Annotated in this window: 19 protein-coding genes; 1 reads left to right on the forward strand and 18 read right to left on the reverse strand. The window is 46.3% G+C overall.

Features of this window, described 5'->3' with window-relative positions; all coding sequences use genetic code 11:
• Positions 1–178: 178 nt before the first annotated feature.
• From MHH25_RS26215 to kduI, 5 genes are all read right to left on the reverse strand, one after another.
• Positions 179–1,486 (reverse strand): homocysteine synthase, encoded by a 1,308-nt coding sequence (locus MHH25_RS26215; RefSeq protein ID WP_036606925.1) that lies wholly within the window; start codon positions 1,484–1,486, stop codon positions 179–181.
• A 238-nt stretch (positions 1,487–1,724) separates the two neighbouring features.
• Positions 1,725–2,570 (reverse strand): sugar phosphate isomerase/epimerase, encoded by an 846-nt coding sequence (locus tag MHH25_RS26220; RefSeq protein WP_074096473.1) that lies wholly within the window; start codon positions 2,568–2,570, stop codon positions 1,725–1,727.
• A gap of 37 nt (positions 2,571–2,607) precedes the next feature.
• On the reverse strand, positions 2,608–3,360 hold the full coding sequence (gene kduD / locus MHH25_RS26225; protein ID WP_076319654.1) for a 2-dehydro-3-deoxy-D-gluconate 5-dehydrogenase KduD: 753 nt from the start codon (positions 3,358–3,360) through the stop codon (positions 2,608–2,610).
• A 77-nt stretch (positions 3,361–3,437) separates the two neighbouring features.
• The gene (locus tag MHH25_RS26230) at positions 3,438–4,196 is read right to left on the reverse strand and encodes a DeoR/GlpR family DNA-binding transcription regulator (protein ID WP_026081467.1); all 759 of its coding nucleotides are present in this window, start codon (positions 4,194–4,196) and stop codon (positions 3,438–3,440) included.
• Between the two features lie 87 nt (positions 4,197–4,283).
• Positions 4,284–5,123 carry a 5-dehydro-4-deoxy-D-glucuronate isomerase gene (gene kduI, locus MHH25_RS26235; protein WP_076319655.1) on the reverse strand — a complete coding sequence of 280 codons (840 nt, stop codon included), beginning with the start codon at positions 5,121–5,123 and terminating at the stop codon, positions 4,284–4,286.
• 196 nt (positions 5,124–5,319) lie between these two features.
• On the opposite strand from kduI, the gene MHH25_RS26240 reads away from it, so the two are divergent.
• The gene (locus MHH25_RS26240; protein WP_340018535.1) at positions 5,320–6,213 is read left to right on the forward strand and encodes a MaoC/PaaZ C-terminal domain-containing protein; all 894 of its coding nucleotides are present in this window, start codon (positions 5,320–5,322) and stop codon (positions 6,211–6,213) included.
• Here the strand turns inward: MHH25_RS26240 and MHH25_RS26245 are convergent.
• From MHH25_RS26245 to MHH25_RS26305, 13 genes are all read right to left on the reverse strand, one after another.
• Entirely contained in the window at positions 6,210–7,379 is a 1,170-nt protein-coding gene (locus MHH25_RS26245; RefSeq protein ID WP_340018536.1) for an acyl-CoA dehydrogenase family protein, read from the reverse strand. The two genes, MHH25_RS26240 and MHH25_RS26245, sit on opposite strands and share 4 nt — an antisense overlap.
• 54 nt (positions 7,380–7,433) lie before the next feature.
• Entirely contained in the window at positions 7,434–8,570 is a 1,137-nt protein-coding gene (locus MHH25_RS26250; protein ID WP_340018537.1) for a glycosyltransferase, read from the reverse strand.
• On the reverse strand, positions 8,560–9,792 hold the full coding sequence (locus MHH25_RS26255) for a sugar efflux transporter (RefSeq protein WP_100529841.1): 1,233 nt from the start codon (positions 9,790–9,792) through the stop codon (positions 8,560–8,562). The genes MHH25_RS26250 and MHH25_RS26255 overlap by 11 nt, the downstream gene beginning before the upstream one ends.
• Positions 9,793–9,810: 18 nt before the next feature.
• The gene (locus MHH25_RS26260; protein WP_340018538.1) at positions 9,811–11,019 is read right to left on the reverse strand and encodes a nucleotide disphospho-sugar-binding domain-containing protein; all 1,209 of its coding nucleotides are present in this window, start codon (positions 11,017–11,019) and stop codon (positions 9,811–9,813) included.
• A gap of 40 nt (positions 11,020–11,059) precedes the next feature.
• Positions 11,060–11,917, reverse strand: a complete 858-nt coding sequence (locus MHH25_RS26265) for an SDR family NAD(P)-dependent oxidoreductase (RefSeq protein WP_076319659.1) — start codon at positions 11,915–11,917, stop codon at positions 11,060–11,062.
• 13 nt (positions 11,918–11,930) lie between these two features.
• On the reverse strand, positions 11,931–13,109 hold the full coding sequence (locus tag MHH25_RS26270; RefSeq protein WP_305955693.1) for a thiolase family protein: 1,179 nt from the start codon (positions 13,107–13,109) through the stop codon (positions 11,931–11,933).
• The gene (locus MHH25_RS26275) at positions 13,106–14,611 is read right to left on the reverse strand and encodes an AMP-binding protein (protein WP_340018539.1); all 1,506 of its coding nucleotides are present in this window, start codon (positions 14,609–14,611) and stop codon (positions 13,106–13,108) included. The genes MHH25_RS26270 and MHH25_RS26275 overlap by 4 nt, the downstream gene beginning before the upstream one ends.
• Positions 14,608–16,272 carry an adenine deaminase C-terminal domain-containing protein gene (locus MHH25_RS26280; protein WP_179086540.1) on the reverse strand — a complete coding sequence of 555 codons (1,665 nt, stop codon included), beginning with the start codon at positions 16,270–16,272 and terminating at the stop codon, positions 14,608–14,610. The genes MHH25_RS26275 and MHH25_RS26280 overlap by 4 nt, the downstream gene beginning before the upstream one ends.
• An 83-nt stretch (positions 16,273–16,355) precedes the next feature.
• On the reverse strand, positions 16,356–17,159 hold the full coding sequence (locus tag MHH25_RS26285) for an energy-coupling factor transporter transmembrane component T (protein ID WP_076328882.1): 804 nt from the start codon (positions 17,157–17,159) through the stop codon (positions 16,356–16,358).
• A 2-nt stretch (positions 17,160–17,161) separates the two neighbouring features.
• A complete protein-coding gene (locus tag MHH25_RS26290) occupies positions 17,162–18,025 on the reverse strand; it encodes an energy-coupling factor transporter ATPase (protein ID WP_036668054.1) in 864 nt (287 codons plus the stop codon).
• Positions 18,010–18,819 (reverse strand): energy-coupling factor transporter ATPase, encoded by an 810-nt coding sequence (locus MHH25_RS26295; protein WP_076328881.1) that lies wholly within the window; start codon positions 18,817–18,819, stop codon positions 18,010–18,012. The genes MHH25_RS26290 and MHH25_RS26295 overlap by 16 nt, the downstream gene beginning before the upstream one ends.
• 78 nt (positions 18,820–18,897) lie before the next feature.
• Positions 18,898–19,470 (reverse strand): biotin transporter BioY, encoded by a 573-nt coding sequence (locus MHH25_RS26300; protein ID WP_340018540.1) that lies wholly within the window; start codon positions 19,468–19,470, stop codon positions 18,898–18,900.
• 70 nt (positions 19,471–19,540) lie between these two features.
• Positions 19,541–20,524: a zinc-dependent alcohol dehydrogenase family protein gene (locus tag MHH25_RS26305; RefSeq protein WP_076328879.1), complete on the reverse strand. Its 984-nt coding sequence runs from the start codon at positions 20,522–20,524 to the stop codon at positions 19,541–19,543.
• Positions 20,525–20,655: the final 131 nt, after the last annotated feature.

Here is a 20,655-nt window from a genome sequence, read left to right on the forward strand (position 1 = left end):
TGCCTGTGATCCACATTTGTAAATGGGCTTTTTTCGATGGATAGTCATACATGCGTGTTCAAAAAGACAAAAAGCCGCTGTCCCGGGGGACAACGGCTTTAACCATCTATTGATATTCATATGACCTGTTTATGGCATATCACTTAAGTGATTGTTTATACATCCACCCAAATGCCATTTACGCGCCTACGCTTGCTCCCTGACTTGCTTTGATGGCTTGCTCCAGATCATAGATAATGTCCTGAATGTTCTCCGTACCCACAGACAGACGAATCAATTCCGGATTAACCCCTGCTGCAGTTTGTTCATCTTCGGTCAACTGCGCGTGAGTTGTACTTGCCGGGTGAATAATCAGTGACTTGGAATCGCCCACGTTTGCAAGGTGAGAGAACAGTTTGACACTTTCAATCAACTTGCGACCCGCGTCCGCACCACCTTTGATTCCGAAGGTTAGAATCGCACCCTGCCCTCTTGGCAGATATTTCTGTGCAAGCTCATAAGAACCATGGCTCGGCAGACCTGCATAACTTACCCAAGACACATCCTCATGTTTCTCAAGGAATTCCGCAACCGCAAGGGCATTGCTACTATGACGCTCTACGCGCAGATGTAATGTCTCCAGTCCTTGCAGCAGCAACCATGAGTTGAATGGAGAGATCGTTGCACCCAAGTCACGCAGAAGTTGTACACGAGCTTTGATAATATAAGCAATCGGTCCAACCGCTTCCGTATATACTACACCGTTATAACTGGAGTCCGGCTCCGTCAATCCAGGGAACTTGCCACTTGCTTTCCAGTCAAATTTTCCGCTGTCCACGATAACGCCACCAATGGATGTACCATGACCTCCAATAAATTTCGTTGCAGAGTGAACGACAATATCTGCGCCATGTTCGATTGGACGAAGCAGGTACGGACTTGGGAATGTGTTATCCACGATCAAAGGAATTCCATGTTCATGAGCGATGGCTGCCACCGCTTCAATATCCAGTACATTCCCCTTTGGATTACCGATCGTTTCGGCATACAATGCTTTCGTTTTCTCCGTAATCGCAGCCCGGAAATTCTCAGGATCACTGGAATCCACAAATTTTACGTCCAGACCCAGTTTCGGCAAAGTCGTCGAGAACAGATTGTATGTACCTCCATACAAACTCGCCGAAGATACGATCTCATCGCCTGCACCAGCAATATTCAGAAGTGAAAACGTAATGGCTGCCTGACCGGAAGCTGTAGCCAGCGCTCCAGCTCCGCCTTCCAACGCCGCAATCCGTTGCTCAAACACGTCGGTTGTTGGATTCATCAGACGGGTATAAATGTTGCCAAACTCTTTCAAACCAAACAAGTTAGCTGCATGCTCGGTGTCCTTGAATCCATAGGATGTCGTCTGATACAAGGGCACAGCTCGTGCGTTGGTGGTTGGATCAATTTCCTGGCCTGCATGAATTGCCAAAGTTTCAAATGAAAGCTCACGTTCGTTTGACATAAATCTGAATCCTCCCTCAATATATACGTTCTTTAAGTTCCTGATGTCTTCGCATGGTGGCGTATGTTTTCCATATTCTCTCACAAGATGTCGCATTTGAAAAGACTTATTTCCGATTGTTCCGATAAGAAAAATTAAATATGTACATTATCGATTTCTGTACCAAAAAAACCTTTGCACTCGCAAAGGTTTTTCAGCTACTTTGGCTTCGGTATGCAATACCTCATCCTGGGTTTGGTTAGACCCGAACTGCACTCCATACTTCACGCAAATGTTTGGCCGCAGGTACAGCTTCCTCCGCAGTTACGCCTTCAAGTGAAATATCGATATGTGGCTTATACGTTTTTAACAATTCAAAAAATAACGGGTAATCCAGTATTCCTGCCCCAGGTACCGGATTAAACTTCTCTCCCTGTGCATCAAAGGCTACATCTTTGGCATGGATCACAATCATGCGCTGATACAGCGATTCCATCACCTCGCGCAAGAAAGCCCCTTGATCTGCTGCATGTGGTTGTTTGATCAGATTACACGGATCGAACAGCATCCCCAGATTTGATGAAGGAATCTCTTCAAACAAACGTGTCATATGTTCATGGGTATGAAGAGTATGTGTCGACACAGGCTCAATCGCCGCATGCACGCCCCATTTCTCCGCTTCCTCAGCCAACTCCTCAACCGTTTCTTTCAGCACACTCCACGCCTTCTCTTCATATCCATCCGGATGTGTATCCTGATAGGTGTCCAAGCCGCCGGTCTCCGTTGCTACCATGCTGCAACCAAAATCCCGGGCATAACGCAGATGCTCCTTGAATCGATCAATGTCCGCACGTCGTCTTACCGGATCAGGGTCAATCGGATTAATATAACAGCCCAGTACTGCAATCTTCACCCCGCGCTGTGCAAATTGATCTCCGATTTCATTCGCTAGCCCTGGGCTCAGCTTGCCATTCGATGAGTCCACATCTGATAATGCTTTGGCCAGCGCCAGCTGTACGGAATTAAATCCGTTATCCGCAATCGTCTGCGCAAGCTGTGCTGTAGGCTGTTTGCCAAATGTATGTGCCAGAATACCAAGTTTCATCTCACTGCCTCCTTATGCTAATCCGATTATCAAGTGATTAACGTGCCATCCAGCCGCCATCGACATTCAGCACATGACCATTCAGATAATCCGAAGCGGCAGATGCCAGAAAGACAACCGGGCCTTTCAGATCTTCAGGTGTTCCCCAACGCCCCGCAGGAATACGGGATGTAATATCCCGGTAACGATTCTCGTCCGCACGGATCTGGGTAGTATTATCGGTTTCCATATAACCAGGTGCGATACCATTAATCTGGATTCCTTTACCTGCCCATTCATTGGCGAGTGCTTTGGTTAAACCGGCAACGCCATGTTTACTGGCTGTATACCCTGGCACATTGATCCCACCTTGATAGGACAACATGGATGCAATATTAATGATTTTGCCACTTCCACGTTCAATCATATGTCTGCCTGCCAATTGGCTTAGGAAAAATACAGTGTTCAGGTTCAGACCAATTACATCATGCCAGTCCTGAACTGCATGATCAGCCGCAGGTGTGCGACGAATGATTCCGGCATTGTTGACGAGAATGTCAATTCTGCCCTGGAACGCAAGCGCCTGTTCGAACACAGCCGACAACTCATCTTCACGACTTAAATCCGCTTCAATTACATAAGCTTTGCGTCCGAGTGCTTCAATGGCACTTGCCGTTGCCGCAGGCTTGGAATAAGAGACCAGCACCACATCAGCACCTGCTTCTGCCAAACCAATGGCCATCCCTTGTCCAAGTCCTCCCGAGGTACCTGTCACCAGTGCAACTTGTCCGCTTAAATCAAATGGGTTCATGAATGATTCCTCCGCATGGTTTTGATATGCAATCCTTAGATCCGTCCGTTCTTTAATCCCATGAATAATGAATGAGGTTAACTTTGATAATCCACTGTGACACCACTCTGCTCGTATAAGGCAGCCGTCTCTTCATCCAAACGACTATCGCTGATAATATAGTCCAGTTCCGAACACTGGGCGAAAGTTCGCAGTGCAAATTGTCCGAATTTATAATGATCCACAACGCCGTATACTTGCTGCGAGGCAGATATCATTGCTTTTTTCAAAGGAACCAGATCTCCGGTGTATATGGATAATCCAAATTCCGGATGAAGGGCTGTCGTGGATATAAAGGCTTTATGAATGTTAAGACTGGATATAAACGCAGCCGTATCATCCCCAACCAACATATTCCTTACACGCGCCCCGCCAGGCACAACCAGTCGCACTTGCTCCTTTTTGGTCAACTCCGCAATAATGAACAGGTCATTGGTCACCACCGTCAGAGGTTGATTATCGAGACGTTTGGCCATCTCCAGCGTAGTGCTGCCACCATCGAGAGCAACGATATCTCCAGGTCGAATGTAAGCAAGGGCACGTTCAGCAATCTCCGTCTTCTCCGAATGATGCTTCTCGGTAACTCCGCGGCTATTCAAGATGCCATACTGGTCATTCTGAGCCAGCATAGCACCACCATGGACACGTACGAGCAGTCCCATACTCTCCAACTTGTCGAGATCCTCTCGCACAGTCTTCCCCGTCACCTGCAACAACTCACTCAGATCACTGACGGTTACTTCCTGGCGTTCCAGCAGAGCCTCCATAATTTTTTCATGTCTTTTCAATGGATTCATCATAATCAACTTCCTATACCACCTGAGTCAAATGAATGAGTGTTCTAGTGTCTACCCTGTCCATTTAACTCAGACATCTGTAATTTATTATTTCAGGTCTTTCATCGCTACGCCGTCCATATCTTCGAACGTCTGGTTCTCACCAGCCATCGCCCAACAGAAGGTGTAATTGCTTGTACCCACACCACTGTGAATGGACCAGCTTGGGGAAATGATCGCCTGGCGATCACGTACAACCAGATGGCGTGTTTCGTTTGGCTCACCCATCATATGGAATACAACACCGTCCTCAGACAAGTTCCAGTACAAGTATACTTCGGAACGGCGGTTATGGGTATGTGCAGGCATCGTGTTCCACATGTTACCCTTGTTGAGTTCGGTAATGCCCATCACCAACTGACAACTCTGAATTCCGCCTTCTCCTTGGTGAATGTAACGATAGATCGTACGCTCATTGGAAGTTTCGATGCTGCCCAGATGATTTGGCTGAGCTTGTTCTTGTGTTGCTTTTACTGTTGGATAGGTGTGATGAGCCGGTGTGGATACAAAATAGAATTGGGCAGGTTGAGCCTTGTCACTGCTTGTGAACACAACTTCCTTCACACCTCTACCGATGTAGAGACATTCCTTCGCTCCAATCTCATAACCTTGTCCGTCCGCTGTCACTGTTCCGTGACCACCGACATTAATGATACCGATTTCACGACGCTCCAGGAAAAAGTTCGTTCCGATATCTTTCAGGTTCACTTCAAGGGTAATGTCCTTGCTCTCAGGTACAGCCGTTCCCACAATATAACGATCCACATGAGAATACACCGTTACCAATTCATCAGTTGCAAACAGTTGCTCCATCAAAAATTCCTCACGCAGGCGAGATGTATCATATGTTTTCACTTCATTGGGATGTGCAGCATAACGATTTTCCATTATTAATCCATTCCTTTCGTCATTTAAATTAGTTGGGATTGAGTTTGATAATGTTCATATAAGTTCATTTTAGTTCATTATGTATCTTTTGTGTACCTTTATTTTCGAAAAAGTAATTTATGTGATAAAACATTTATGATTCTAACTGCCTTCGATATAATACAAGACATGGTCAGTCAAAGGAGAGATGCAAGTTATGGATTACCAATCATGGATCGGAGTACCTACTCCTCCCAAGAAAATGGTTATTACCACAGATCAGATTGTCCAGTTCACACAAGGCTTTCCAGAAGAATTTCGTCCCGACGCAAGATCCATTCCTCTCACCTTTCCGATGATATGGTGGCAACAGACACACTTACCCTGGATGGAGCTTCCTGGGAAAATTATGATCCATGGACAACAATCGTTTACATACGAACGTAAATTGAAGTATGATGCAGCTTTATTTTACAGGATTGAACTTGCAAACGTACGCGAAACAACTGGATCTTTGGGGAAGATCCAGCTCCTTGATTGTACAATGAAGGTTACGAACGTCATGAAACAACCCGTACTCGTTGCTAACACCACATTAATACTTCTAGACTCTCCAGCGTTGCAGCCTTCGTACTCCGAACTCGAGCCTGTGTATCCGCAATATCCCTCGGAGATTTATTATCAATGGGATGGGAAACACCGTCTCTCATCTGGTGAACTCCTGTTCGACGCTTGTCTTGGAACCATAACCAGTGCTATGCTCATCGCCTATGCAGCCGCATCGAACGATAACAACCCAATTCATCTGGATGTTCTCAAAGCACATGAAGCAGGTGCACCTCGCCGAATTGCACAAGGTATGCTTATCGGTGGCATGATTGGAAACCGACTACAAATGCTGGGGTTGGATAACTGGATTCTATGCGATATAAAATACCGATTTCGCTCACCCGTGATGGAAGGGGACGCCGTCCGTGTCCTCGTGAGTGTCATCAACACGGATAACCTCTCCCATCTGGCATGCAGTATCACAGTCTATATTGAACATCGAGCGGGTGTTCCTTCTAACTTGCTAGCCTATGAAGGATCCGTTCGTTACACGGCCCGTTAATCCCACTCTCCAATTCGGACATGACCCTTAAGCAGATTGCGGGAAATAATCATGCGTTGAATCTCGTCTGTGCCCTCGAAGATTCTCCATACTCGCATTTCCCGATACCAACGCTCGATCGGCAAGTCCTTCGAATATCCGATTCCACCAAAAATCTGAAGGACCCGATCCACAATATCGTTTGCTCTACCTGCACCGTACAACTTGGACATCGTTGCATGATGTCTTGCATCCAGCCCCTGATCCACCCTCCAAGCAGTATATAATACCAGCCATTTCAGAGCCTCCAGCTCAACCGCAGAGTCGGCAATCATCCATTGGATGCTCTGCCGACTTGCCAACTGCTCTCCAAATGTCGATCGTTCTTTAACGTAGTCAATGGCCATATGGATCAGCCTGCCAGACGCACCTACAGCAATAGCAGGAATCACCCAGCGCCCTCGACTGATCCACTGCATCGCTGTTGTTAACCCCTGCCCCTCTTCACCGAGCACATTCCCGTTTGGCACGAACACTTGGTTAAACGTAAGTACAGAAGGACTTTTATCCCCACCCATCGTAGGAATCGGCTCTGACGTCCATCCCATGTCCCGGTCCACCAGAAAGCAAGTGATCCCTTTACCCGGCTCTGCCTGGACATCAGTCACTGCAAAAACAATCGCAAAATCCGCCTCGTTCCCGTTTGTGATAAATACTTTCTCTCCATTGAGTACCCAGCCATCCGCCACACGCTCAGCCCTCATCTGAATTCGACTTGCATCGGAACCTGCCGAACGCTCCGTTATTGCAAAACAGGACTGTTTCTCACCCGCAATAACGGGAAGCAAATACTTGCTTTGCTGTGCCTTGTTGCAAAGGTACAGAATATTGTCCGCTTCCCCCCCGAAGACAAACGGAATACACGTGCGTCCTAGCTCCATTTTCAGGAGTGCACTAGTGACCGTCCCAAGATTTGCTCCCCCATACTCTTCTGGTGTCTCAATACCCCATAGGCCCTGTGTTTTCGCCTTTTGTTGAAGCTCTCTAATCTGTCTAAGTTCGATCCCGGGTCTTCCCTCACGCTCGTTACGCAATAATTCAGGTTCCAACGGAATCAGTAGCTCGTCCACAAAATGGCGTGCGGCGGATTGAATCTGCTTCTGTTGCTCTGTCAATTCAAAATTCATGTCAACCTCCCGTATAAAATGTCATCATTTGGGGCCAGAACAGCTGATCCATGATCACTTGAAAATTTCATGTTTCACAATTCCCCTGACTGCATACTGATGGTACAAGTCGATTAACTGATCTTCCGAAGGATGCTTGTAATACAAAACATCAAATTTCTCGTTAATACATTGGCACAAGATATCCAGTTCCGATGATGGTGTCTTATCTATAACCAACACTTCTCTATGGGCAGCTTCTGCCGAAATGGTCTGGATCAGTTCTGGGCCCTCGGCATAGACAACAATGATGCTGACAGGTAATCGATCCCCCTCGTAACCCTGATGTGCTCTTACAACCTTCTCAAAGCGAATATAACAATCCCACCATGATTTTCTAATCTCTGGGTCAAAAAATTCCTTTAAGATGTTTTGCGCCTGTACTTCAAACATCGGATGACATTCGAGGAAATAATCCAGATTTGTTTTCCAACCATCATAACGATTCTCATCAAACTCGGAAGGGTGAAAGATATGGAAGGTTAACGCTTTTTTGTTCAATACGAACGTTCCTCCAGCCTGTTGCAGACGATAGCCAAGCTCACTGTCTTCCAACCCCCATCCCTTGAACCCTTCGTCAAACATACCCGATCGGATCAGTACTTCTCTGTTTACCGAGAAATTGCAGCTGAAAGACAGATGCCACGCTGTACGGAATACGCTTCCATTTTCCGAAAAACGTTCCATGAGCTGAAATCGTTCATCTGCTTCTGATGATGTAATAGCAGTATGCACCCATCCCGAATTTAACGACGTTATATCGATGCTCTCTTCACCCAAATATCTTCGAAACCCTATGACAAGTTTCCCCTCGGCTAGCTTGTGCACTCTCAAATGTTCATAGATAAAGTCCGGTCCGGCGAGTTGATCTCCATCAAGGAACACGATCACATCTCCATTCGAGATAGTAATCCCCTTGTTTCGTGCCGCTGCCCGACTTGATTGCTCCGTAGAAGGAATGTAATTATATCGTATAGGAAAATCATACGTAAGCCTGCCGATCATCTCGCCCGTGCCGTCTATAGACCCGTTATCGATAACTACAACTTCGTATTGATCGCCTTCACACAAACGCTGTCTCGATAAGGAAGACAAACAGGCCTGAATCACTTCTTTCTGATTATGCGATAGAATAATTACACTAGCTTTCATACGTATCTCCTCCCACATGCCGGACTACCTTTTTATTTGCGTTTGGCACCAATAATAGTACAAATCCCAGGAAGGCAAGTGCTGCCGAACAGGCAATCACTATTTTAAAACCAAAATAATTTCCGACTGCTCCGGCTAGTAATCCACCACCCATGGAACCAATGATGTTTGCATTGTTGTACAACGTTGTGGCCGTACCTGTCATTTTAGGAACCAAATCCTGAAAAAAAGTCATTCCAACTCCAAGTACAATCGCGATAAAAATGGCACTGAATATCTGGATAGCAATGATCTGCCATCCCGATTGGGTAAACCAAAATAGTGAAAAATAGGCGACTCCAAACAATCCCGCGCATTTCATAACTGTGATACTACCAAACCTTTTGGCCAGTATTCCCAAAATGATCATGGTGGGAACCTGCAAGGCTGCGTTAACTCCCGAGATCATGCCAACGTCCAACTTCCCGCCTTGCAACTCTTGCGTAACATATAAGGGAGTTACAATGCCCCCCATCGTATTAGCCAACTCAAATGCCATGAAAGCAAGTAATGAAAATACAATCTGCGGTGCCATCAGCAGGCGCTTGAAGCTACGTACTGAGTCAGATGATAATTCCGTTCCGCCCCCCGGTTCCCGAATCTCGTCTGCTCGAATCATCAGTACAAATACGGCAACGAGCATGTACATCAACGAAACAACCAGAAACAGGCCTGTGTACGAGAACTGGTAGATTATAAAAGACGCCATTACAGGACCAAGAATCCAGGCCAGAGACACCAGAGCTCGCAATACAGCCATAACAACGGTGACATCTTCACTCGCCTCCCTCTCGACTACTTCTCTCGCAAGAGCAAATAATTGCGGAAAGGCCGAGAAAGACAAGGCCATGAAAGTACAGGAAACCAGCATTAACACAATGTAACTGTCCGTATTTGCATAGAATACATAGCCTACAGAAGCAGATACACATGATCCAACAATGATCCACTTGCGCACAGGCTTTTTATCGGACAATCGACTAAACAGCGTACTAATGATAATGCCGCTTAACGATCCACACGCCATAAAGATCCCTAATGATAAGGGGCTCATTCCAGCCCGTTCTACTCCGAATAATGGCATGAATGGTAGCGTTAATCCGTATCCCAAACCAATAAAAAAAATACATACGGATAATAAAAGTAAGGCCGGACTTCTCAGGACAACCAAAAGACTTTTCAATAGAACCTTGCCCCCTCTTTACAACAACCGACGAATGAGTTCAGCTGCACGCCCGGCTCCTCCGTACTGCGAAGTACAGACGTTTTCCTTCAGCGACATAGCCTTATCCATGTCTCCATTAGTCATCATCGCGTTAACAGTCTCAGCTAGAGCGGATCCCGTAACCTCATCTGGGGACATTACTCTGCCACCGCCAACGTCCTGTAACTGCTTGGCGTTAAACTCACGTTCTGCCCAGGTCGGAATGACCAACGACGGCGTGCCTGTTAAGATCGTCGTCATGCAACTTCCATGTCCGCCATGGTGAATCATGACATCGCTATGCTCGGCTGCCATAACTCCCGATACATATGAGGTGAAGTGTACATTAGGGGGAACTTCCACGCTGTCCCCTTCCAATGGATTAAAACCAGTAGCAATCAAAAGCTCCGTCGAAGTGTTACCGAGTGCTCTAACGGCTTCCCTGAAAATATGACCACCACTCTCCACACCCCATTCCACGAGACGACTTGTGTACACAAATACACGTGGCCTCCTGTCGTTGTCTGATTTCTTCAACCAGTTCGCAGGCATTCCTGTCTCATTTGTATCTCTCCATACCACGGGACCGATATATTCAATTGGAACGGGCAGCTTCCCGATCTGTACCGGATCAAAATCCGGTATGCTCGGAAGAAGGGCAAGATTACCCGCCAGAAATGTGAGAAGGTTGTCCGTTTCAGGCAGACCATACTCAACCAACGCTCCGTTCAACACATTCGTGACATCTGGTATGTCTCCATATAATCCATAATTCGTTGTAAAAGGAAGACCACCTGGAAGTGTGCTGGACTGATTCATAGAAACGAGAGGAATGTCCAGCTTACAGGCAATGAACGCTGCGGGGACACTCGAATCGGAAATAACAAGATCCGGTTTAAAACCGATGGTTACCCGTAGACGAGCTTCAAGCTCATTTCGCATGTAAACAGGGTCCGAGTACCCCATCATGGACAAAAAGTGATTCATATCCTTGAAGTTTGGGTGGAAAACCTGTCCCTTGGGAGCAGGAATAACTGGAATCGGAATATAGGTAAAACCCATCTGTTCCATCGCCACCCCGGCATTTCCCCAGATTGTGAACGCCACCTCATGTCCCATCTCTCGTAACTTTAGTGCTATGGGAAGACAACGATTCACTCTCCCCATCCCGGCCATCATCCCAATAAAAATGCGTTTTTTCTTCAACAAAATTTCCTCCATCAATTCGTATATTTCGGAAATAGTTCTACACTTTCACGTAGGCTGACAACACTTGCTCAAAGAGTTCGCCTGCTTCCCAACCGTTCTCCCTACTGGATTGGGTGGCAACTATACGGTGCTCTGGAGGGGACCACACACCGATCTTTCCACCATTAACAGAGAAGATCTGACCGGTAACCTTACGGCAACGCGGCAGACATAAGGAAAGCATCAATTCGGCCACATCTTCCGTTGAACCTACTTTCCAGTACTCGGGAAACGACTCACCTTTCATTTCGGCGGTCTGCTTCGCCCGTTCGATATAGGGCATTGTCATGTCAGTACGCGCTGCGGGAGAAACTGCATTCACATTAATGCCATAAGATTCAAGTTCCAGCGAAAGTGTCCACGTCATGCCTATCAATCCGGCTTTGGCAGTACTGTAATTTAATTGCCCGATCATTCCGGTCAAGCCCGCCACGGAGATCATATTAATAATGCTGCCTTCCCTTCGTTCCCTCATGCCCGGCAGAGCGGACCGGATACAAGCAAAGGCTCCCTTAAGATGCGAATTCAATACAAGATCCCACTCGGTTTCACTCATTTTATGGGCCATCTTATCGTGAACAACTCCGGCGTTGTTCACCAGGATATCAATCTTGCCAAATTCGCGAAGACCCTCCGATATGATGCGTTCACCACCGGCCATGCTTGCGACGGATTCAACGACCCCAATAGCGGTCCCTCCCTGATTCCGAATCAACTGAACAACGTCCCATACCCCACCTTCTTGTACACCGTTGACAACTATCTTGGCTCCTTCTTGTGCCATACGTATTGCGGTTGCACGCCCAATTCCGCGGCTGGAACCCGTAATGACTGCTACCTGTCCCTCTAACAACAAAGGCTGTTTCCTCCTATTCGCACTTCTCCCACAATGATGCAAGCCCGATCCCGCCACCAATACCCAGTGTTGTGATTCCCCGAGCCCCCTTTATGTGCCTCATCTCGTTGAATAGGCGTGTAACCAGGATGGCTCCCGATGCACCGAACGGGTGTCCAAGCGCCAGTGCCCCGCCCCCCACATTAACAATGTGAGTTGGAATATGCAGTTCTCTTAAAGAGGCCAGAACTTGTGAAGCGAACGCTTCATTGAATTCCACAAGATCAATGTCTTCCATTGCCAAGCGATTTCGGCTGAGCAACTTGGTAACGGCAGGAACCGGACCGATACCCAAGTAGTTCGGGTCAACGCCCACTGCCACACTGTCGATAAATTTCATTAGTGGTGTAAGTCCTAACGATAATGCTTTTCCCATTGACATGATTAAAACGATAGCGGCTCCATCATTCAATGGACATGCATTACCAGCCGTCACTGTACCATCCTGTTCGAAAACAGATGGCAATGCTGCAAGCTTCGTAAGTGTTGTATTCGCCCGAGGACATTCGTCTGTATGAATGATTCTAAGTTGCTTACCCTCCGGGATAGACAATGGAACGATTTCGTTGTCGAAACGCCCGCTTTGTATTGAAGCAATCGCTTTCCTATGACTGGAAAGCGCATATTCGTCCTGGTCCATTCGAGTCACACCGTACTTCTTAGCAACGTTGTTAGCCGCCTTCCCCATATCCGGATCTCCGATCCATTCCGGAGAGAATCGTGTGCGAGTGATTACTTGAGGTACTACACTCCCGTACAGAGACAAGGGTTTCTCCAATCTCCAGGGTGCACGACTTGTGCTTTCGACACCACCAGCCAGATACACTTCCCCGGCACCTGATTGAATCAGCCTCGCTGCTAAATGAATGGCTTCAAGACCAGATCCGCATTGACGATCAATCGTCACGCCAGGGACCTCTACTGGGAGTTTGGCTTGTAACGCGGATAACCTGGCGATGTTACCTCCCCCACCTACTGCATTCCCCAATAGAACATCATCAATGTCACCGGGAGGGATGGGAATTTCGCTTAAAATGGCCTGAATGACTTCTGCAGCCAGTATCTCCGGCGGTGTCTCCTTAAACATCCCCCCGTATTTACCGATTGCAGTTCGCTTCGCGGAAAGAATAACAGGAATCAACATATTGTTCATATCTTTATTTTCAGTAACTCGTTCAGTTTTGTTCGCGAAATCTTTCCACTCGTTGTATAGGGGAAGGCATCCACCCGCATAATTTCCTTTGGACACTTGTAGGTAGCAAGCTCACGACGGCACAATGATACAATCTCATCATCACTAACCTCGCTACCCATTCTGAGCTTGATAAGTGCGCTCACCTTTTGGCCCCAGTATACATCGGGTACACCTACAACGATGACCTCCTCAATGCCTTCCAATGTTAACAACAGCTTCTCGATTTCCTCCGGATATATATTAAGCCCTCCGCTAATAATCATGTTTTTCTTTCGACCAACCAGATATAAATAACCTTCGGAATCTCGTGTTGCAAGGTCTCCCACAGTTGCCCATTCACCATGTACAACTTGGCTGGTTTCTTCCTCGGAACCATAATATCCGGTAAAGATCATCGGGCTCTTTACAAACAATTGTCCTACTGCGCCTTCGGTTACTTCCGTACTATCCGCTTCACGAATGGATACCTGCACACCGGCAAACGGTTTACCGATTGAATCAGGCTTATACCGATTTCCTTCCGGATCAAGTACTGTGACAAAGCTTAGCTCGGAGGCACCATAAAATTCATACAAACCTGCATTTTCAAATACCTCTTTCACCTTCCGTTTTGATTCTGGTGACCATTTATCACCTGACGTAATGAGAGATCTGACAGATGGCAGCGCAATAACTGAATCAGAAGCCATGAACGCTTTGTAGAGTGCTTCAAACATCGTAGGTACAAGATAAAGATGTGTAACCGCATGTGTTGCTAACGTCTCCAATACGTATTCCGCTCGGAATTTGCTTGTTAGATGGAATGTCCCGCCAATATACAACGTTTGAATGCACGCATATAACGTAAGTGAATAGACCAAAGAACCCGGCGCCAATACATGGTCTCCTGCATCATGCACGAATGTTTCACGCGCATATGCAAAGCTCTCGATCCATGAACGCTGAGAACGGAGATAGCCTTTCGGTCGTCCGGTCGTCCCGGAGGTATATCCCATGTAGAACAGGCTATCTTCAGTTGAGGATCGCTGTGGTTCGGCTTCTTCCCTTCTGAGAGAACGAGGTTCACCTGTATCCACAGTAATCACCCTTGTTGACGATGGAATATGAGGTATTCTGGCTTTGAACTCCACATCTATGACAAGCACACGAGGTTCACATTCATTAATAACCTCCGTCAGATCTGCATCGCTCCACTTGGGATCAAATACAGCAGCACACATTCCAATTTTGGTGGCTGCAAGAAAGTATTCGATCATCACGGCACTATTGTTCATCAGCAGGCCGACAAGAGGAAGTTCATCGGCTTCGAAATCTTCCTCAGTAGCCAGAATTGTATTTGCTGCCAGCTTTATTCCATGGTATAGCTCGGCGTACGAAATCTGCCGGGCATCATCAAAGATGGCAGTTTTCTCAGGATTCTGGGAAGCATGCATGCGTATCGCATCAGCCAGTAACATCATTTCACCTTCCTTACTGTATTAACTAAGGGGGTAGCCGGGAGCACTATCTCACCTGTTTTAACCAGATACAACCCTTTGTCCGATACACGAATATGCGGCAAATGTGAAGCTGTCAGAAATAAAAGAGAATACAGAGGATCACCAAATCGGTAACCGTGGACACGCATTTTCTCATTGAAATGATCCACACTAGCGCCGATTGATGCCACGCTCTCCAAGCTCATAGCTCCACTGAGAGGAAGAGGAATGTACAGTTGCTCCCCATCCACGAAATATACTAATATTCCTTCCCCGCGAACTTCCAACTCCTGAGATGCTTCGCGCATGACAGACAGAGATCGCCCAAGTAAAAGTGTATCGTTCGAAGCGTTGTAAGTACTTGCTAATGCCTTGATCCCACACGCTAAACCTTTGATTCGGGTGTTAATCACCCAACTTCCGTTAACATCCAGTAATGTCATCCAGTTCTCATCCGTTTCCAATTCCGCTCGGGGATCAAAATGGTACGATTGGGTGATGACATCGTTCACCAATTCAATACCGATGTCGGTTCGAGTTTCCATCTGGTCCAGCCTCAGGTTACCGATCGTTCGACGAGACCGAAAAGTGGAGCGCAACCAAGTGTGTATCTCTGCTTCATCTGGCTCTACTACTCGCCTTTGATTTTGGACCACCCAATCACCTCGTTGCAGGACATGCAGTGGATCAGGTTCATTTATGGAGGTTAAGACGTTCAAACAAGCCAGTCTGCCTGGTGCAATCCCGCCTAAGTCTTCATCCAGACCGTAATATACTGCCGGATTTAAGGTAGCAAGACGATAGGCATCCGCTACAGATATTCCCGTCTCCATACAGATCTTGATCATGCTGGCACAGCTCGTCCTCTTCACATAGTTTGGTGACGGGCCATCGCTGGTAAGCATCATTCGGTTCATATTGAATCGGGAATCACCTTTCATCCCTTTAAGGAGGTGTGGCAAATCAGGACGAATAGATGAGTATCGAAGAGAGGCGTACAGCCCCGCTTTTAATCGTCTAAGTACATCTTCGGCATGGAGAGCTTCGTGGTCAGCTGTGATGCCCGCTGCAGCCATAGTACTTATTTTTTCATAAGATACGCCCGGCAAATGTCCTTCCGCCCTCATCCCATGATGAGCCTTCGTTAGATAAAGTTGCTCTACCAATACTTCGTCGTTCGCCAGCAGTTTGGGCCATTCGGTCAGTTCCCCGCTCTGTATCACAAGGTTATGTTGTAGCCACTTGTCCATAGTCATTGGATCAGCTCGATCAGGACGGTCAATGTTACACCACCATAGGAACATATGGTGACTTGTCTCCTCCAGCTTCTCAATGAATGACAAAGCTTCAGTTCCTAGAAACGTTAACAGAGACAGATTATCATTAATGGACAAGACCGTACCCTTCTGTAACAGAGCTTCTCCCCATGTATAAGGATTGTACATTTGGCATGGGTGTGCATGAGGTTCAATATATCCTGGAACAACAACATGATCTTTCTCCAATTCAATGACCTGGGTCTGGTCTGAAGTGGGTAGTTCCTTGGCTCCAACGTAGGCAATACGACTTCCGGACAGATAGATATTCGCTTGTTCAACTTCCCCTGTGTATACGTTCAAGTAAGATGCCTGTCTAAACCACATTGTCGCAGGCTGATCACCTTTAGATACTGAAATAAGTCTGTGATATTCATGTAGATTTGTCGGGTAAATCCTCATAGCTTACCTCACTTTCGTAATGCCAACAAAAGTGCGAAACAAAAAATGGATATGATCAGCACTTTATAGTCGAGCTTTTTGAAAGCTAACGTTCTCAGTTGCGTTCGATTCATGCCAGGGCTATATCCGCGTGCCTCAACGGCCAGTGAAGCGCTTTCGGCTTTCTGGAATGCTAATAGAAGGATAGGGACTACAATTGGGATAAAACTTTGCAGACGACGAACGATATTACCGGAATTAAAACGAACACCTCTTGCCCGCTGTGCCTTCATCACGTTGTCGGTTTCATTCAACAGGATTGGAATAAAGCGGATCGTCCACGAGATCATCAACGCAAATTCCTGTGTAGGAACACCCAACCGCTTGGCAGGCTTCAACAGATCTTCAATAGCCTGTGCGAGATCACCCAGCTTTGTCGTAAGTGTCAACAATGAAGCGATGACGAGAAGAAGAATGATGCGAATGGCTATATTACCTGCTTTAATGACACCCTCCTCGTAGATCGAAAACACTCCCGCTTCAAGCCATAACTGCCCCCCTTGTGTCAGAAAAATGTGAAACACAGATGTGACAATGACTATTAGCCAAACAGGTTTCAATCCTCTAACAATATAGGAGGGTGGTATTTGCGATATAGTGACTACACACACCACAAACACCGCAGACAATACGTATGAAAGCCCTGAGTTCAACAGCATGACAGACAACATGAACAGGAACGCGATGACGAGTTTAGCTCTTGGATCAAGCCGGTGAATGATGGAGTTTCTGTGGACATACTGACCAATGATAAAGGATTGAGATAAGGACATAACTACAATTCCTTCCTCTGAAAAAAATCAGCAATATATGACAAAATCCATTCTTTCTTTACCGACTCCAGCTGCAATTCAACGTTCAATTTTACATTTATGGCTTCCACGAGCTGGAGCGCTTTAGGCAGCTTTAATCCCATATCTTTCAACTCAACTTGATATTCAGTGAACAATTGGAGCGGAGTCGTATGTCTTTGCACTTGACCACGTTCAAATATAATCACTTCTTCGGCGTACTCGGCAACAGTCTCCATATCGTGCGTCACCATAATGATCGTACTCCCCTGTTCCTGCTGCCAGGAACAAAAGAGTTCCATCAGCTGCTCTTTCCCTTCCGAATCCAACCCTACGGTTGGCTCGTCGAGAATAAGCACCTCCGGGTTCATCGCTAACACACTTGCAATTGCCACTCTCCGCTTCTCTCCGCCACTTAATTCAAACGGTGATCTATTGCAGAAAGATTCGTCCAGACCTACCATGTGTAATGCATCCAAGCATGTACTACGAACTTTTTCAGCTGACCAGCCCAAGTTCTTGGGACCAAAGGATATGTCTTTTATTACCGTATCCTCGAATAATTGATGCTCCGGAAATTGGAATACAATACCCACTTTATCGTAGAGAACGTACGTTTTCTTTCGATCGGTTGTCATTCGAAAATCCCCTATATCAACTGTTCCATTTGTAGGTTGCAGAAGCCCATTGAGCAGCTGTACAAAAGTTGACTTGCCAGATCCCGTTTTTCCCACAACAGCAAAAATGCGATTATCGCCCATGGTGAGTGTAATGTTGCTCAATACGTTGTTCTCCAGTGGTGTTCCAACATGATACGAGAAGTCCACTTCTTTTAGTGTAATTTGCATAAATCATCCACCAAATCTTCCAGAGTGAGTGCCGAAGAAGAGTGCAGCCCCTTCCGGTTCAATGTCTCTCTTGCCTCGACAACAAAAGGAGCCGTTATCCCGGGAAAACGCCAGTATTCCCCCTGAAACAAGGCCTCGGGCGATCCATCATAACAAATGTCACCCTGATCAAGTACAATAACCCTCGAAGATGCTGCAATCTCCTCTAAGTCATGCGTAATTGTTACAATCGTAATTCCTTGTTTATGCAACTCTCCCATCAGCAATGCAATCTGATCTTTGCCTTCCGGGTCGAGCATTGAGGTAGATTCATCAAAAACAATAACTTCTGGTCCCATAGCGAGAACTCCCGCAATAGCGATACGCTGTTTTTGCCCTCCTGATAACGAATATACATCAGAATTATAATAATCCAGCATCCCCACTTGGCTCAATGCCTCTGTTACATGACGCTCGATATTTTCAGTAGGGACACAAACGTTTTGCAGGCCGAAGGCGATATCTTCAAACACTGTAGATGCTACAATTTGATTCTCTGGATTTTGAAAGATCATTCCAATTCTCTGACGAATGATACTTAAATCATTTTCATTGGATGTCACATAATCATTAAAAGTTACTTGGCCTGTGGTTGGAAGGAGTAACCCGTTCATTAACCTAGCTATGGTGGATTTCCCTGCTCCATTCCTTCCAGCAAACGCCACATATTCACCAGAACCAATATGAAGGTTAATATCGTTTAACATTGTTGCTCGGTTTGCATAACCAAACGTTACATTGGAAAAATGAATCACTGTAGTACCTCCATCACTTGGGCGCGATTTACTTGTACAGAAGTGTTTAAGAATGTGCAGTCTCTGAATATCATAATGTTAGACCCCCGGAGTCTGCCTTTTCGTATCCTGGATCATTGTAGGACTTACCTTGAGGATTCTAACAGCAATAAGTGAAGCAAGCACTGCTTTGAGCAAGTCGCCTGGAATGAAAACAAGGTTGCCTATGATAGCCTGTGTAATTGGTACATCCGTTATAAAGGACAGGAATGGAATACCCACTGCATACACAACAAGGATTCCGCCCACGATGTTGCTCAGTAGAAAGTTCCAAAATTTAATGCCTGCAACGGATGTACGTTGAACTAACAACCCAATCACAAAAGCAGCAATCGGATAACTGAGAACATACCCGCCTGTAGGTCCAACCAGAACACCCAAGCCCCCTCTGCCACCGGACAACAATGGAGCTCCTAAACCAATCAGAACAACAAAGAGTAAGAGACTTATCCCTCCCAATCGAGCACCAAGGATACTGCCTGCCAGCATTACGCCCAGCGTTTGGACTGTAATTGGCACAGGTATAAATGGTAGTGGAATCGGCGGTAACAGTCCAAGTACTGCAATAACGGCTGCCATAATCGCAGTAAACATCATATCTTTAATCTTCACAACAAGGCCCCCAATATGAATTAGTTGTTAATTACGCATTCTTTATGTTGAGTTTTCCAAGTCTTATGTATTACTGTATTAAGAGAACCTTCCCCTCGATACCCGATTCAGCCGCTGCAATAGCCTGTTGTACATTCGTTAGTTCATACGTCGTCCCAATGTTTGCCATGACCAGCCTCCCTGCTCTGACCAGCTCCATCACCTCATGAAATACCTGTTCCCAGCGTTCTTGCGTACAGCGTTCAACCCAATGCTTTAACCAGAAAAGTTTCACATGAACTTGTGTCCCCCGGGTTACTTCATGCCATAATGGTGTGATCCCCGAAAGCAATCCTACGCTGATGACCGTCCCATTTGGCTTAAGGCAACTCACCAACTGTTCCCCATCTGTCCCTCCAATACAATCCACGGCTGCATCTGCACCGTAGCCCTCTGTTAATTCCGTGATTCTAGCCTGTAGCAACTCTTTCGTTGTACTGATAACAGAAGCTGCTCCAAGACGATACAGTTCAGCAGTATGACGATCATCTCTCGTAAGCGCAATCAATTTAAATCCATAGATTTTTGAGATCTGTGCAAAGATTCGCCCGATTGCAGATCCCCCTGCATTCACAATCAGGGTATCACCATACGTAAGCTTAAGCACCTCTGTACAGATCAACCAAGCCGTAACCGGATTAATATAGAGCTGACTTGCTGAGTGATCATCGATATCATTCGGCACAATGATTGTATGTCGCTCCAAAGTCTTCACGACGTCCTGCCAAGTATTCTCGCCTTTTAGTGGCAAGACACGGCGACCCAACATTTGATTGGAAACTCCCGGCCCTACTGCTTCTACCACCCCCACACCCTCAAACCCGGGAACAGCTGGTAATCGGGTACGATGCGGGTAAGCTCCTCGAACAGGAATAATATCGGAGGGATTAATAGGTCGAGCATACATCCTCACTGCTAATTCACCGGGGCCAGGGGGGATCACATCTTTTTCTTCCATACATAATACTTCACTTGGTTCGCCAAAACGATAATAACGGATTACCCTTGCTTTCATTAGTACATCTCCTAAAATAATTTTGCTAAAATTGCTCTAACTAAAATATTGAATATATTTCCAGAGTGTATAACAATAGTATCACTGGTAAATTATTTCATCAACGACTTATTATGATATAATACAACTTT

The organism is Paenibacillus sp. FSL H3-0457, assembly GCF_037981725.1.
GTDB lineage: Bacteria > Bacillota > Bacilli > Paenibacillales > Paenibacillaceae > Paenibacillus > Paenibacillus amylolyticus.